Annotated in this window: 14 protein-coding genes; 10 read left to right on the top strand and 4 right to left on the bottom strand. The window is 45.8% G+C overall.

What is annotated here, in order from left to right:
- Position 1: 1 nt before the first annotated feature.
- From AMBT_RS17165 to AMBT_RS17195, 7 genes are read left to right on the top strand one after another with little or no spacing between them, the layout of a single operon-like run.
- Complete coding sequence (locus AMBT_RS17165) at positions 2–1,069, top strand: MJ1255/VC2487 family glycosyltransferase (protein ID WP_013785914.1); 1,068 nt, start codon at positions 2–4, stop codon at positions 1,067–1,069.
- Between the two features lie 12 nt (positions 1,070–1,081).
- The gene (lptM, locus tag AMBT_RS17170) at positions 1,082–1,303 is read left to right on the top strand and encodes an LPS translocon maturation chaperone LptM (protein ID WP_013785915.1); all 222 of its coding nucleotides are present in this window, start codon (positions 1,082–1,084) and stop codon (positions 1,301–1,303) included.
- On the top strand, positions 1,303–2,553 hold the full coding sequence (lysA, locus tag AMBT_RS17175) for a diaminopimelate decarboxylase (protein ID WP_013785916.1): 1,251 nt from the start codon (positions 1,303–1,305) through the stop codon (positions 2,551–2,553). The genes lptM and lysA overlap by 1 nt, the downstream gene beginning before the upstream one ends.
- Positions 2,554–2,588: 35 nt before the next feature.
- Positions 2,589–3,419, top strand: coding sequence for a diaminopimelate epimerase (dapF, locus tag AMBT_RS17180; protein WP_013785917.1), 831 nt, complete (start codon positions 2,589–2,591; stop codon positions 3,417–3,419).
- Positions 3,416–4,111, top strand: a complete 696-nt coding sequence (locus AMBT_RS17185) for a DUF484 family protein (protein ID WP_013785918.1) — start codon at positions 3,416–3,418, stop codon at positions 4,109–4,111. The genes dapF and AMBT_RS17185 overlap by 4 nt, the downstream gene beginning before the upstream one ends.
- Positions 4,112–4,116: 5 nt before the next feature.
- Complete coding sequence (locus AMBT_RS17190) at positions 4,117–5,040, top strand: tyrosine recombinase XerC (RefSeq protein ID WP_013785919.1); 924 nt, start codon at positions 4,117–4,119, stop codon at positions 5,038–5,040.
- Positions 5,041–5,070: 30 nt separating this feature from the next.
- Positions 5,071–5,793: an HAD-IA family hydrolase gene (locus AMBT_RS17195; RefSeq protein ID WP_013785920.1), complete on the top strand. Its 723-nt coding sequence runs from the start codon at positions 5,071–5,073 to the stop codon at positions 5,791–5,793.
- Between the two features lie 72 nt (positions 5,794–5,865).
- Here AMBT_RS17195 and cysE read toward each other — a convergent pair whose 3' ends face one another.
- Positions 5,866–6,684 (bottom strand): serine O-acetyltransferase, encoded by an 819-nt coding sequence (gene cysE / locus AMBT_RS17200; RefSeq protein WP_013785921.1) that lies wholly within the window; start codon positions 6,682–6,684, stop codon positions 5,866–5,868.
- Between the two features lie 321 nt (positions 6,685–7,005).
- Here cysE and uvrD point away from each other — a divergent pair, with 321 nt between their 5' ends.
- Positions 7,006–9,177: a DNA helicase II gene (gene uvrD, locus AMBT_RS17205; RefSeq protein ID WP_013785922.1), complete on the top strand. Its 2,172-nt coding sequence runs from the start codon at positions 7,006–7,008 to the stop codon at positions 9,175–9,177.
- A gap of 36 nt (positions 9,178–9,213) precedes the next feature.
- Positions 9,214–10,470: a GGDEF domain-containing response regulator gene (locus tag AMBT_RS17210; RefSeq protein WP_013785923.1), complete on the top strand. Its 1,257-nt coding sequence runs from the start codon at positions 9,214–9,216 to the stop codon at positions 10,468–10,470.
- Here the strand turns inward: AMBT_RS17210 and rarD are convergent.
- The 3 genes from rarD to AMBT_RS17225 all read right to left on the bottom strand — a co-directional run bounded on the left by rarD (position 10,458) and on the right by AMBT_RS17225 (position 13,410).
- On the bottom strand, positions 10,458–11,408 hold the full coding sequence (rarD, locus tag AMBT_RS17215) for an EamA family transporter RarD (RefSeq protein WP_013785924.1): 951 nt from the start codon (positions 11,406–11,408) through the stop codon (positions 10,458–10,460). The two genes, AMBT_RS17210 and rarD, sit on opposite strands and share 13 nt — an antisense overlap.
- A 139-nt stretch (positions 11,409–11,547) precedes the next feature.
- Positions 11,548–12,885, bottom strand: a complete 1,338-nt coding sequence (locus AMBT_RS17220) for a magnesium transporter (RefSeq protein ID WP_013785925.1) — start codon at positions 12,883–12,885, stop codon at positions 11,548–11,550.
- Between the two features lie 30 nt (positions 12,886–12,915).
- On the bottom strand, positions 12,916–13,410 hold the full coding sequence (locus tag AMBT_RS17225; protein ID WP_013785926.1) for a thioesterase family protein: 495 nt from the start codon (positions 13,408–13,410) through the stop codon (positions 12,916–12,918).
- A 162-nt stretch (positions 13,411–13,572) separates the two neighbouring features.
- On the opposite strand from AMBT_RS17225, the gene recQ reads away from it, so the two are divergent.
- Complete coding sequence (gene recQ / locus AMBT_RS17230) at positions 13,573–15,411, top strand: DNA helicase RecQ (protein WP_013785927.1); 1,839 nt, start codon at positions 13,573–13,575, stop codon at positions 15,409–15,411.
- The last annotated feature ends 7 nt before the right edge of the window (positions 15,412–15,418 follow it).

Here is a 15,418-nt window from a genome sequence, read left to right on the forward strand (position 1 = left end):
CATGAAATTATTGTATGGCGTGCAAGGCACCGGAAACGGGCACATTGCTCGTGCACGAATTATGGCGGCAGCACTAGCCAAGCGTTCAGATGTTGAAGTAGATTTTGTTTTCACAGGTCGTGAACCCGATAAATATTTTGATATGGATGTATTTGGCGACTATCGCACCTTCACTGGCTTAAGCTTTATCACTAAAAGTGGCCGCGTAGACCGGTGGCAAACCATTAAAGAAGCTAATATCAGTCAATTTCTAAAAGACGTGAAACGTTTTGATGCAAGCGGATACGATCTTCTCGTTAACGACTTTGAGCCTGTCACAGCGTGGGCGGCAAAGCGTCAGCATATTCCGTCAATTTCAATTAGCCACCAAGCCGCATTTTCTTATGATGTGCCAAAATCTGGCGACACCATTATTGATCGGCTGCTAATGAAAAAATTCGCCCCTACCGACCTTCAATTAGGTGTCCATTGGTTTCACTTTAATCAACCGATCATTCCGCCTTTTGTGGCAGAGAAACCGCTATCAGTACCGGGTAAGGGTCATGTGTTGGTTTACTTACCATTTGAAGATGTTAGCGACGTTCAACAAATGCTGGAGCCTTTAAGCGACCAAAAATTTCAGTGCTTCCACCCCGATATTAGCGAAATTAAAGACGCGGGACACATTCAGTGGAACCCGACGTCAAAACAGCATTTCCAGCGTGCGCTACAGCATTGTAATGGCGTTATTGCGAACGGAGGTTTTGAACTTTCAAGCGAAGCCTTACAGCTAGGCAAGAAGCTACTTATCAAGCCTCTTCATGGCCAATTTGAGCAGCTATCAAATGTACTCACCCTTAATAAGCTTGACCTTTGCCACACCCTATTTCAACTGGATACGGATATTGTTGAAGAGTGGCTAGAAACAGCAGACATAGAAGCTATTCAATTCCCCGACGACCCTAATACATTAATTGATTGGCTGAAAAAAGGTGACTTGCAAGACACGCAAAGCCTATGTAATTCGCTGTGGAAAGAGGTTCGCTACGGCGATAAAACACAAGAACGCTTATTGTCTCTTGCATTTTAATCACGCAATGCGATGATAACGGCATTTATTGTCGTATTCGCGGGATTTTTCGTGCTTAAGAAGTGGGTTTTAGTTACATTCACAGCCATTCTACTTAGTGGTTGTGGTTATAAAGGGGCGCTGTATATTCCACAAGCGCCAGAACAAACGACGCCTACTGAAAAGCCAGACGAAACAGCGTCTTCACCAAACACGCAAAGCCAACCCGCCTCCACACCAGGAGAATCTCACTAGTGGATTTTTTCGCTTATAAAAACGGCCAGCTTTTTGCTGAAGATGTAGCCGTTGCAGATATTGCTGCACAGTACCAAACCCCTGTTTATGTATATTCACGGGCAACGTTAGAACGTCATTGGCATGCCTTTAATGATGCTATTGGTGAGCACCCTCACCTTATCTGTTATGCAGTAAAGGCCAATTCAAATCTAGGTGTACTCAGTACACTAGCCAAAATTGGCTCTGGTTTTGACATTGTTTCTGGTGGTGAATTAGCACGTGTTATTGAAGCCGGTGGCGATGCCAGCAAAGTGGTATTTTCAGGTGTAGGTAAAAAAGCAGACGAAATACGTTATGCGTTAGAGCAAGGCATTATGTGCTTTAACGTAGAGTCTGAGCCTGAATTGCATCGCATTAACGCGGTAGCAGAATCCCTTGGCAAAAAGGCGCCTATTTCGCTTCGCATCAACCCAGATGTAGATGCAAAAACCCACCCCTATATTTCAACAGGATTGAAGGCAAACAAATTTGGTATCGCCCGTGAACGCGCGTTGCAAACCTACGAGCTAGCTGCATCACTTCCTTACTTGAACGTAGTGGGTATGGACTGCCACATTGGTTCGCAATTGACTGAAATTGGCCCCTTTGTTGATGCACTAGAGCGTTTGTTGCTGCTTATTGATGAATTAGCCGAGCGCGGTATAACCATTGATCACTTAGATGTTGGTGGTGGCTTAGGTGTGACTTATAACGACGAAGAACCGCCGCATCCAAAAGCTTACGCTGCAGCGATGGCAGAAAAAATGGTGGGTCGAGAGAACCTTAAGCTCATTTTAGAGCCAGGCCGCGCTATTGCTGCTAACGCAGGCATTTTAGTCACTGAGGTTGAGTTTATCAAAGAGGGTGAAGAGAAAAGCTTCGCTATTGTTGATGCCGCTATGAATGACCTGCTTCGACCTGCACTTTACTCTGCATGGCAGAATATCATCCCAGTAAAGCAAGAAAGTACTGCTACAGCACGCAATTACGATGTGGTAGGCCCGGTATGTGAAACCGGTGATTTCATCGGTAAAGACCGTGAACTTGCTATCGAACCAACTGACCTACTAGCAGTGCGAAGCGCCGGTGCGTATGGCTTTGCAATGGCATCAAACTACAATAGCCGCTGCCGTCCAGCAGAGATTATGGTAGATGGTGATGCAACAATTGTGGTGCGTGAAAGAGAAATTCTAAAAGATCTCTGGAAAGGTGAGCACAAACTTACGTAAACTAGGGTTAAACTCATAATAAAGATGCGCGGTTAATGCAGGTTCAGTTTTCAAAAATGCACGGTCTGGGAAATGACTTCATGGTGATTGATAATGTCACCCAGAACGTCTTTTTCTCGAAGGACAAAATACAGCAGTTAGCAAATCGAAACTTCGGTATAGGGTTCGATCAATTGCTTATGGTTGAACCGCCTTACGATCCTGAACAAGATTTTCACTATCGCATATTTAACGCTGACGGCTCTGAAGTTGAACAATGTGGTAATGGTGCTCGTTGCTTTGCGCGCTTCGTAAAGCAAAAAGGGCTAATTAACCGCAATAAAATTGTGGTGAGTACTAAAGCTGGGAAAATGGTGTTGTACTTGGAGAAAGATGGCCAAGTTACCGTGAATATGGGCAAGCCCGAATTCGAGCCAGCTAAAATTCCACTGAAAGCGAACAAACAAGAAAATACCTATATATTGCGCGTAAACGATAAAACCTTGTTTTACGGTGCCGTATCTATGGGTAACCCGCATTGCGTCATGGAAGTGGAAGATGTAGATACCGCGCCTGTTAAAGAAATAGGGCCCCTCGTTGAACGCAACGAACGGTTCCCAGAAGGCGTGAATGTGGGCTTTATGCAGATTATTAATGAATCGCACATTCGATTGCGTGTATTTGAACGTGGATCGGGTGAAACCTTGGCATGCGGCAGCGGTGCATGCGCAGCAGTTGCAATTGGTCAGATTCAAGGTAAATTAAGCAAAGATGTTCGGGTAGATTTGCCCGGCGGCAGTTTACGGATCCGTTGGCCAGGCCCAGATAATGTATTAAAAATGACAGGGCCCGCCGACCATGTGTACGACGGACATATAAATTTATGAGTGAATTATCAGGACAAGCTAGCGCATCGTCGGTAGTAGACGTGTTTTCAGGCGACAGCGATGTTTCCTCAGAACAGGTTCGCACTTTTTTGTTAGAAAACCCTGATTTTTTTGCTCAATACCCAGAACTACTCGAAAAACTTAAAATTCCCCATTCGCATAAAGGCAGCGTCTCGCTGGTTGAAATTCAAAGTGAGCAATTGCGCAAAAAAGTTCGCCAGTTGAATTATAAACTTACGCAACTGGTGAGTATTGCCAAGCAAAACGAAAAAATTTACCGCGTATACACCGACCTAAACGTACAATTACTGCGTTGCGAAAGTGTGGCAGAAGTTCAGTTTACCCTTGAAGATGTGTTGCAAGAGCGTTTGCAGTTGTCTTCTGCGGTGATAAAAAGCTTCAAGGGCCCTCATGCTATTCCCGAGTTACAACGCAGGTTATTTACCGAAAAGCGCTTTAAAACGTCGAACTTTTTTTTCGGACGATTATCGCAGCACGAACGCCAGTTATTGTTTGCTGATAGTAGCGCAGAATCTGTTGCCCTAATGCTATTAGACGACAACCAAGAAATTGGTATTTTAGGTATTAGCAGCAGTGATCCAAGCCATTTCACCCCTGATATGGACACCTTGTTGCTACAACAGCTACAACAAGTGCTTAATATTATTTTGCCTGAGATGATGGGGTATTAGTTTTCGTGACAACGGAAACTGTACTGAGCGAACCTTGCCACCTTTGGCTTGAAAAGTTTCTTCTCCACCTACAAGTTGAACGCGGTTTATCGCCGCTTACTATCAGTAACTACCGCAGACAACTTACCAGCATAGCCATTACTTTGGGGCTTTACGAGTGGTCAGGTATGACGCCCTCTGATGTAAAGCGCGTGATGGCGGCAGCAAAAATGGACGGGCATAAACCCCGTAGCATAGCATTGCGGTTGTCAGCTCTTCGTACCTTCTGCCAATACCTTATTGATAACGAACAGCTGTTCAGCAACCCCGTGGAGGGTATTCAAGCGCCCAAACAAGGCAAACCATTACCTAAACAGCTTAGCGTTGATGAAATGCAGCAGTTGTTGGCAAATGAACAAGCCGCCAGCGGCGATACCGACGAAGGCATTATTTGCCGCGACGTAGCCATGTTTGAATTACTCTATGGCTGCGGACTTCGATTAAGCGAACTAACGGGCTTAAACTTAAGTGACTACCCGAAAGACGGTACCATTAAAGTGACCGGTAAGGGCAGTAAGCAGCGTATATTGCCCTTAGGCCGACAAGCGCAAAAGGCGCTACATGCTTGGCTTAAAGTGCGCCCTGCTTATGCTTCACCCTATGAACCCGCTATTTTTGTTAGCAAGCGTAAAACCCGCATTTCAAATCGCCAAGTGGCTAACCGGCTTAACCAAATGGCAGAGTTGCAAAGCCTTAGTCAGAAAGTAAGCCCACATAAACTGCGCCATTCTTTTGCCACGCACGTATTAGAGTCGAGCGGCGATTTACGGGCGGTGCAAGAATTATTAGGCCATGCCAATCTATCTACCACGCAAGTGTATACTCATTTAGATTTTCAGCATTTAGCCAAGGTTTATGATGCCGCGCACCCTAGAGCACATAAAAAATAATCCTCTTTTGAAAATAGGCCTTTAACTATTATGCAGTTCTTCAGAGCCATAAATTCCGTGAAGGCTATGACCTTCGACCTTGATGACACCTTATATAATAACGAACCTATTATTCGCCAAGCCGAAGCAGCATTGAATACGCATTTAAAGCAGTATCACCCCAAAGCAGCAGCATTAACTCCTACACACTGGCAACAGCTAAAGCGGGATGCTATAACGGCCAATCCTACTTATTCATCTGATATGGGAAAACTTCGCTTAGCGGTGTTAAATGCGGCTTTGATACATGATATTCCACCCCAAGACACCCACACGTTAGATGCTGCCGTGCAAGCCTGTTTCGACTGTTTTTATCATGCCAGAAGCGAGTTTGATTTGGCTGATGATGTGCATAAAACCTTATCAATTTTAAGTGAAAATATGACACTGGTAGGTATTACTAACGGCAATGTAAACGCTGACCAAATAGGTATTACGCCTTATTTCGATACCATTTTACATGCCAGTACTAGCCGACCTATGAAACCTTCACGGGCTATGTTCGATGAAGCAGCAAGCTTTATAGGCGATGCGCCGGAAAATATATTGCACGTGGGCGATAACATTATTAAAGATGTGTATGGGGCGATAAATGCGGGGTTTCAGTCTGCTTGGTTTGCATGCAACCGAGAAATGCATTTACCCCGTGAGAGAGCATCTGTACTCCCTCACGTGGCATTAGATTCGTTAGACGAGTTAGCTTACTTCTTGTAAGTAAATCAGTAAGTAGCGCTTTCTCTTAAGGTACTGGCGCTTAAAGTACTTGCTCTTAAAGTACTGGCGCGTTTAAGGCTTTTGCGAGTAAGGCTGATTGTCTTCTAACACGTTTTGGCGCATAGAATCGCAAGGGCGCTGGCATACTGGGCGTCCAACCACTTTAGCCGGCACACCGACTACTGTAACGTGCGGCGGTACATTGTCTAACACAACACTACCCGCTCCCACTTTAGAGCCTTCGCCAATTTCGATATTGCCAAGAATTTTAGCACCCGCACCTACTAACACGCCTTGGCGAATTTTAGGGTGACGGTCACCCGACTCGTTCCCAGTTCCGCCAAGCGTTACGCTTTGCAAAATAGACACGTTGTCTTCTATAACTGCGGTTTCACCCACCACAATTCCGGTAGCGTGATCGAACATCACCCCTTTACCTATTTTAGCGGCAGGGTGAATATCCACGCCGAAGGTAGCCGAATTACGGCTTTGTAAGAACAAAGCAAGTTGATGTCTACCATGCAACCACAAGTAATGCGCCATGCGGTGAACTTGCACTGCGTGGAACCCTTTGAAGTGCAGCAATGGCACTAAGAAATCATCTACTGCGGCGTCTCGGGCACGAATAGCATTAATATCTGCCATTGCCGACTCACTAATTGACGGCTCTAACAAATAGGCTTCATCGAACACTTCACGAATGGCAATAGCCGGCATCACTTCATCAGCCATTTTGCTTGATAATATAAAGCTTAACGACGATTCAAAATTATGATGTGCTGAAATACAGGCGTGAACATAGCTTGCTAGTAGCGGCTCGCTTTCTGCCACAGTTTGCGCTTCTTTTTTTAACGATAACCAAAAGTCAGTCGATGGAGAGAGTGCGTGCATGAGGCAGTTCCTGTAAAAATAAAGTTCAGAGCCCACTTAAATGCGGGTAAAAGGCCTACATTGTATTAGGCAACATAATGGCTCGAAGTGTACATGAGCCACAGTTAAAACAACACCTACAGACTACGCTTCAAGCGTGAAAATTGTTCAACTTATCGATAACCTGCCCGTGAATACCGCTGGTGTCGTCTAAACAAGGCTAAGTTCATCGCTAAAAATTCCCCCTAGCCGCTAAGCTTCATCAAACAGGCCTGTATAAATTCACAGTCAGCTGGCATAATGTTGCAGCATTGAAACTAGACAAATTAGGTTGACCATATTATGGATGTATCCCGACTGCTTGACGAGCTTAACGATAAACAACGTGAAGCGGTAGCAGCCCCTCTTTCTAACGCCCTCATATTAGCTGGCGCAGGAAGTGGCAAAACTCGGGTGTTGGTGCATCGCATAGCATGGTTAATGGAAGTGGAAAATATTGCCCCGTTTTCCATTCTGGCCGTAACCTTTACGAATAAGGCCGCGAAAGAAATGCGTGGCCGAATAGAGTCGTTGATGGGTCGTGGTCTGAATAATATGTGGATTGGTACTTTCCACGGATTAGCTCACAGGCTGCTTCGCGCCCACCATGCAGAAGCTAATTTGCCTGAAAACTTCCAAATTCTTGACTCAGACGACCAATACCGTTTGATTAAACGTATTTTAAAAGCCATGAATTTAGACGAAAAGCACTGGGTGCCCCGTCAAATTCAGTGGTATATCAACGGCAATAAAGACGAAGGCCTGCGCCCTCAACATATTGAAACCCACAATGACCAAACCCAACAAAAGATGCGTGAAATTTACGCCGCGTATCAAGACGCGTGCGACCGCTCAGGGCTTGTGGATTTTGCCGAGCTATTATTGCGTGCACACGAACTTTGGGCTAAAAACCCAGAAGTGCTCGCTAATTACCAACGACGTTTCCGCGCCGTATTAGTTGACGAATTCCAAGATACCAACAACATTCAGTACGCATGGCTACGCATGCTGTGTAGCGGCAATCAAAACAATATCATGATTGTGGGCGATGACGACCAATCTATTTACGGCTGGCGTGGCGCGAATGTTGATAATATTCAGCACTTCTTGAAAGATTTCAATAACCCCACAACCATTCGATTAGAACAAAACTACCGTTCTACCGGTACCATTTTGAAAGCCGCCAACACGGTTATTGATAATAATACGGGCCGTTTAGGCAAAGAGCTTTGGACAGACGGCAACGATGGCGAGCCCATCTCTGTTTATGCGGGGTTTAATGAGTTAGATGAAGCCCGCTTTATTGTGTCGAAAATTAAAGACTGGCTGAACCAAGGCAATGCGTTAAAAGACACTGCCATTTTATATCGCAATAACGCCCAGTCGCGGGTATTAGAAGAAGCCTTACTGCACCAAGGTACACCGTATCGCATTTATGGCGGCCTTCGATTCTTCGAACGCCAAGAAATTAAAGATGCACTTGGCTACCTTCGTATGATGAATCATCCTCATGACGATGCCGCCTTTGAACGTGTAGTGAACACGCCAACTCGCGGTATGGGTGAAAAAACCCTCTCACAGGTACGAGAAGCCGCCAGAACACATAATTGCTCTATGTGGCAGGCTAGCCAACTACTCATTAACGAAAACGCGCTCAAAGGCCGTGCACTTAATGCCCTTCAAAGTTTTGTGCTGTTAGTTACCGAGCTTGAACAAGCTACTGTAGACGAGCCTTTAGAAAAACACGCCGACGTGGCCATTAGGCAGTCAGGCTTATACGCCATGTATCAAGCCGAACGCGGCGAAAAAGCCCAAGCGCGACTGGAAAACTTAGAAGAATTGGTTACCGCGTGTAAGCAATTTACCGTACCTGATGAAGCAGAAGAAATGACGCCGCTTTCTGCCTTTCTTGCTCACGCCTCGTTAGAAGCAGGCGAAACCCAGGCGGGCACCGATCAAGATGCGGTGCAGATGATGACGATTCACACCGCAAAGGGGCTCGAATTCCCTATGGTATTTATGGCCGGTGTCGAAGAAGGCATGTTTCCAAGCCAGATGACCAATGATGAACCAGGCAGAATGGAAGAAGAACGCCGCCTGTGTTACGTGGGCATGACTCGCGCCATGGAAAAGCTATATATTACTTACGCGGAAAGCCGCCGTTTATACGGGCAAGACAAATACCACACCGCATCTCGCTTTATTCGTGAAATTCCAGCTGACTGTGTTGAAGAAGTAAGACTCAAGTCTACAATTTCTCGACCGATACATAACCGATTCAGCCAAGCGACCTCACACGCCTCATTTGAAGAAACTGGCTTTCAGTTGGGCCAAAAAGTTGTTCACCGTAAATTCGGTGAAGGGATAGTACTAAACTACGAAGGCAGTGGTGAACACGCTAGGGTACAAGTTAATTTTGACGAATTTGGTACAAAATGGCTCGTTCTCGCCTATGCTAAATTGGAAAAAGCATAGCAATCTGGCAAGAAGCCTGAACCCAAGTAGAGAAATATGCCGCAAAATGTGCTGGTGATAGAAAACAGCGATAAAAATTTAGACGTTGTATCAAAACTTGTCAGAAAAGCAGGGTTAATCCCTGTTGGCGCTCACTCGTTAACGGAAGCGAGCGCCCGTTTTGCGCTTATGATGCCTGAAAGTTTCTTGTGCGCCATTGTTGCTCATAACTTACCTGATGCGCCGAATGGCGAAGCCATCGACTTCGCTATTGATGCCTTTATTCCAGCCATAGTCACTACCGATACGCTAGAAGCAAAAACCCGAGACAGGGTCTTAGAAAAAGACGTCGTTGATTACATTCCCAAAGAAAACGCGCAAAATTACGATTACTTAAGCCGTTTACTGTTTCGATTAGAGAAAAACAAATCGACAGGTGTTGTAGTAGTAAGTACGCACCGTTCATCTAGACGAAAAATGCTTTCGCTGCTTTATCGACACAACTTTGTGGTTTATGACTGCCCTACCGCCAGTGAGGCTATGAGCATACTGGCTGAGCATGCACATATCAGGTTGGTTATCACCGATAACGCGCTTCCAGATATGACGGGCACGCAATTTATTTCAGGCCTGCGTAAAGCCTTTTCAAAAGAGCAGTTAGCCATTATTGGGCTAGCAAGCGACCAACGCCCGCTTATGTCTGCGCATTTCATAAAAAGCGGCGCGAACGACTTTTTGCATTTATCTTACTGTCATGAAGAGTTTTTATGCCGCGTGATGCAGAATATTGAATATATCGAAAGCGTAGAAGCCATTCGACGTGCGGCCAATACCGATTACTTAACTGGGTTGCCTAACCGCCGCCATTTCTTTTATACCGTTACCGTGCAGTATAAAAAGCTACCTGAGCAACATGCTTTAGCGCTTATCGACCTTGATCATTTTAAGCGCATTAACGATACCTACGGGCATGATGCGGGTGATCTCGTGCTCAAAGCGGTAGCTAACCTGTTACAAGTTCATTTTAACGATACGCTGGTTGCACGTTTTGGTGGGGAAGAATTTTGCGTGTACTTGCCTAAAATTGACATTCATAACGCACAAGAGCGGTTAAACCGATTCAGATTAGCACTTCAGAAAACGCCAATTCAAATAGGCGAAGAAAGCGTGAAGGTCACCTGCAGTATTGGCCTTTGCAATACCCCTACGCAAAATATTGAAACCTTGCTAAGTAGTGCCGATAAGCTTTTGTACAAAGCAAAAAATGCAGGTCGTAACCAAGTTCATGTAACAAGTGAAACTCAAGAGGTTTGAGTTTCACTGATTGACTTAGCCGCCTGTACCGATGCCCTTAGGGCTTTTCGCTGCTTTTTGTAAGCGATAAGAGAATCGACACTAAATACTGCAAGTGCTAACCACACAAAACCAAAGGTAATTAGCCTAGCCTCATCTAACGGTTCATCGTACAAGTAAACTGCCAACACAAACATGAGTGTTGGCCCTATATATTGTAAAAAGCCTAACGTTGAATACATGATACGCCGTGCCGCTGCGGTAAAGCATAACAAGGGCGCGGTGGTCACAACACCGGCCGCTAAAATAAGCATGTTTAAGCTAGCATCGTTATTAAAAAGATTGCTGTATTCCGATCCAAATAGTAGCCAATACCCTATTGCCAACGGTGACAGCATTAAGGTTTCTATAAATAGACCCGGTAAAGAGTCTACGGCTACTTGCTTGCGTAAAATGCCATAAATACTAAAACTGCCCGCCAATATCAGGGCAATCCAAGGCACGCGACCGTAAGAGAAAATCAAAATGGCCACGCCCACAATAGCGAGTACTACTGCCACTCGCTGAAACGTTCTTAGTCTTTCTCCTAGAAAAAGCCGGCCAAGAAACACATTAATGAGGGGATTGATGTAATAACCTAAGCTAGCATCAAGAATATGGTCGTTATTTACCGCCCAAATAAACAGTAGCCAGTTTGCCCCAAGCAAAATGCCGGCAACAAACAACACTTGCATCACCTTTTTATTTCGCAAAGCTGCGGCAACCTTGGCCCACTGCTTTAACCCAGCAATCAAGCCTACCAGCACCAACACCGACCAAATTACCCTGTGCATTAGAATTTCTGCTGCGGGCAATACAGTAAGCTGTTTAAAGTAGATTGGCGCTATGCCCCACATGGTGTAGGCCGCGATGGCACAAATTATTCCGACTTGGGCAGCGCTGGCTTGCTGAGCACGCATAGCTAACTATCACTTTTTTAGGGCTAGAAAAAGGCGCGTAGTGTTCATTACCTTACTTAAGAAAGCAAGCCTATCACGCCCAGAATGGGGTATTTACAGACAAAGTTAGTCTAGGGGTGATGACAACTTATAGTTCCAGCTATAACAGAAATAACGTTCCCAACCCTAAGAAGGCAACAAAGCCAACAATGTCAGTCACAGTGGTAAGAATAACTGATCCAGACAACGCTGGATCTATCTTAAGTCTGTCCAAAATAAAGGGCACGAACACACCGGCAAGCGCAGCCGCCACAATATTAAAGAGAATGGCTAGGCAAATCACCATGCCAAGTAGCGCATCGGCAAACCAGAAATAGGCCACTATGCCTATCACCAACGCCCATATCACGCCATTTAGCCCCCCAACTTTGAGTTCTTTCATCATAAGTGCACGTAAGTTGGCTGGCGTTACTTGCCCAAGTGCCAACCCGCGCACAATCAGCGTAAGGGTTTGGCTGCCTGCTATACCGCCCATACTAGCGACCACTGGCATCAATACCGCCAGCGCAACCACCTGCTGTAAGGTAGCTTCAAACAACCCGATAAACCAAGACGCCAAAAACGCTGTTAGCAAGTTGATACCAAGCCACAATGCGCGGTTTCGCGCACTTTTTGCCACAGGTGAGAATAAATCTTCGTCTTCATCCATACCTGCAGAGGCCATGACTTGACGCTCGTAAAACTCGTTCATTAACTCACTGGCCGAAGCGATATCTAAACGACCAATAAGTTTGTTCGATTCATCTACCACAGGTAACGACGATAGCCCTGAACGCTGCACTTGTAAGGATGCCGCGGTAGACTCATCAGTGCCCACTAGCATAGTGACATTTTCTTCGGCCATGCTAATCAGTGAACTGTGTTCTTGCGCCGCAAAAAGACGATGAATCTTCACCAGTGCGGTAAATTGACCGGAACGGTTCACCAAATAAATACTATCGCAGTGCTGAGGTATGTCTCGTCGTAATAGGCGTAAGCCTTCTTTCACTTTTGCATTAGCCGGTAGTACTAGCAACTCATGACTGACCCAGTGACCCACTTGTTCGTCGGGAAACTGCGTCGCTTCGCGGAAATACTTACGTTCTTGGCTATCAAGGGCTTCGTATGCGACATCAACTAACCGCGTGGGTAATGAGTCGAGGAGTTCAAGTAAGTCTTCTGCGTCAATATCAGCAAAGATAGACGCCCACTCGTTATGCGGCGTGGCGTCGATAAGAATTTCACGGGGATCGCTTCGCATTTCCACCAGCACGCTAAGCTTGCGATCACGTGGAATGCCCTCCCAAACGACGAGACGTCGCTCTAGGGGTAACGATTCTAATAAGGAGGCAATGTAGACAGTATCCTGCCCACTTAATGCGGTAAGAATAGACGCTGGGTCATCACCCATACCATCTGTTACAAACTCTTCGATAAGATCGGGTAATGGCTCCGCCACTCGACACCTCCAAAATGCATTATATACCGGCTACCCCAACATATAGGTACCCGTACCAAAGGCAATATGATCGCCTTTTTCGTTGTGAAGCTCCATCCTACAAACCGCCAACTTAGCGCCGCCGCGAATAACTTTTGCCGTAGCAATAAACCGCTCTCCACGACCCGGTCGCAAATAGTCAACGCGCATATCTACGGTACCCATTCTCGGTAGACGGGTTTGCAAGCTTGCTAGGTCAGTATCGTTAGTTCGTTTAATCGCTTCGATAATAGCGACCAAGCCGCCTATGGTATCTAGCATAGTGGCTGTCACGCCGCCATGAAGAATTTTTTGCAGTGGATTTCCGGTTAAGGCTTCACGCCAAGAAACATGAAGTTCTATGCTGTCACTTTCTACCCCTTCATTCGGGCGAACAAACTCTAACCCTAATAACTGGTTAAACGGCATAGTATCACGAAATAAACTAATAACATGTGCAATCATATCGTTGCGGCTAGGCATATTTTTATTGTCTGAAGTGCGCATATTGCATCCTTTCTTATGAGTAGCATTACATCGACGTTAGCCTACTTTTAAGGGATGCACTGTTTTAATTTATTATACCTTTTCATATGACTTCTGAATTTTAGTCCAGTTTTTGCGTTTGTTTCGTGAAGAACGATAGAAAAACGCGTAAAATCCCCCGCCATGACTACTGTAATTGCCGACACCACTATTAGTTCTCCCGTTCCCGATGCGCTAACCCCTGAAAACGTTTTAAAAAATGTGTTTGGGTACGATGAATTTCGCGAGGGACAAGGAGACGTCATCCACCATGTATGCCACGGTGGAGATGCACTTGTATTGCTACCTACCGGTGGTGGAAAATCTATGTGCTATCAAATTCCAGCGCTTATCCGCGCAGGTACTGGCATTGTAGTGTCGCCACTTATCTCGTTAATGCAAGATCAAGTAGAACAGTTAAAAGCCTTGGGTGTGAAAGCCGCTTACCTAAATTCAACACTTAGTCAGGAAGACCAAGCCAGTATTTCAGAGCAAATGGTGTCTAACCAGTTAGACTTATTGTATGTCTCTCCTGAGCGCTTGCTTCAATTTGGCTTTCAGCAAACGCTTCGTACTACAGAGGTAGCCTTATTTGCTATCGATGAAGCCCACTGCGTCTCCCATTGGGGGCACGATTTCAGGCACGACTACCGGGCCCTCGGCCAGATTAAAGCCCGCTTTCCTGATATCCCTGTTATTGGGTTAACGGCTACCGCAGACATCGCTACCCAAAGCGATATTCTCACCCAACTGCAACTTAATGACCCCCTAGTTTATAAAGGCAGTTTCGATAGACCGAATATTCGTTATCGGGTGATGTCGAAGTACAAAGCCTTCGAACAGGTTGTTACTTACGTTAAGCAACAAGAAGGCAGCGGGATTATTTATTGTAATAGTCGCGCCAAAGTAGACGACTTACATGCCAAGCTATTCAAGCAAGGTTTTCGCTGCGCGGCGTATCATGCGGGTATGGATGCCGACGAACGAGAATTAGTTCAGCGCCAGTTTTTGAACGATAAAATTGATATTGTTGTAGCCACGGTCGCCTTCGGTATGGGGATTAATAAATCGAACGTGCGTTACGTGGTGCATCACGATGTACCTCGCAGTGTTGAAAGTTACTACCAGGAAACAGGCCGCGCAGGACGAGACGGCCTTGAATCTGAAGCCATGCTGCTGTTCGATGAAAAAGATGCGGCTCGGGTACGTCAGTGGATTGAGCAAGGTGAGCAGGCCGATAGAAATGCCATCGAACTTCAAAAGTTTGCGGCCATGGAGGCCTTTTCTGAAGCGCAAACCTGCCGCCGACAGGTGCTGCTTAACTACTTTTCTCAATTTAGTGACAGTGCCTGCGGCAACTGTGATATTTGTCTAGATCCACCCACCATGATTGACGGCTTGGTCATTAGCCAAAAAGTACTGTCTTGTATTCTTCGGCTTTCACAGCAAGCCTCTACCCAATACCTTATTGATGTACTGCGCGGCAAACAGCTAAAGCGCTTGCAAGAAGCTGGGCACCACCAGCTTTCAACCTATGGTATTGGCAAAGACAAATCTGATAGCTATTGGCACAACATGATTAACCAGCTTATTCATAAGGGGTTGATACGGGTGGATATTACCGCCAACGCTGCGCTTCGCTTAACTGAAGCTGCCCGCCCTGTATTAAAAGGCGAAGTGGCCGTACAGCTAGCGGTACCTAGGTTAGAATTCAAGCCAGATAAAAAGGCGAAACAAGCGCCGGCTAACTACGACCGCACCTTATTTATGCGCTTAAAGCACTTACGTAAAGTGCTGGCAGAAGAAAACGAAGTGCCGCCTTATGTGGTATTCAGTGATGCTACGCTGGTAGACATGGCCGCTAAGCTCCCGACCACCCGCGATACTATGTTAGATGTAAGCGGCGTAGGGCAAACCAAGCTATCGCGCTACGGCGACGCCTTTATGCAGTTGATAAACGATTACATTCATCGTGAACAATAGCGGTAGT

Origin of the sequence: Alteromonas naphthalenivorans (genome assembly GCF_000213655.1) — a bacterium.
GTDB lineage: Bacteria > Pseudomonadota > Gammaproteobacteria > Enterobacterales > Alteromonadaceae > Alteromonas > Alteromonas naphthalenivorans.

Coding starts and splice junctions, on each gene's coding strand:
- AMBT_RS17165 (WP_013785914.1), top strand. CDS start 2: ATGAAATTATTGTATGGCGTGCAAGGCACCGGAAACGGGCACATTGCT.
- lptM (WP_013785915.1), top strand. CDS start 1,082: ATGATAACGGCATTTATTGTCGTATTCGCGGGATTTTTCGTGCTTAAG.
- dapF (WP_013785917.1), top strand. CDS start 2,589: ATGCAGGTTCAGTTTTCAAAAATGCACGGTCTGGGAAATGACTTCATG.
- AMBT_RS17185 (WP_013785918.1), top strand. CDS start 3,416: ATGAGTGAATTATCAGGACAAGCTAGCGCATCGTCGGTAGTAGACGTG.
- AMBT_RS17195 (WP_013785920.1), top strand. CDS start 5,071: ATGCAGTTCTTCAGAGCCATAAATTCCGTGAAGGCTATGACCTTCGAC.
- cysE (WP_013785921.1), bottom strand. CDS start 6,684: ATGCACGCACTCTCTCCATCGACTGACTTTTGGTTATCGTTAAAAAAA.
- uvrD (WP_013785922.1), top strand. CDS start 7,006: ATGGATGTATCCCGACTGCTTGACGAGCTTAACGATAAACAACGTGAA.
- AMBT_RS17210 (WP_013785923.1), top strand. CDS start 9,214: ATGCCGCAAAATGTGCTGGTGATAGAAAACAGCGATAAAAATTTAGAC.
- rarD (WP_013785924.1), bottom strand. CDS start 11,408: ATGCGTGCTCAGCAAGCCAGCGCTGCCCAAGTCGGAATAATTTGTGCC.
- AMBT_RS17225 (WP_013785926.1), bottom strand. CDS start 13,410: ATGCGCACTTCAGACAATAAAAATATGCCTAGCCGCAACGATATGATT.
- recQ (WP_013785927.1), top strand. CDS start 13,573: ATGACTACTGTAATTGCCGACACCACTATTAGTTCTCCCGTTCCCGAT.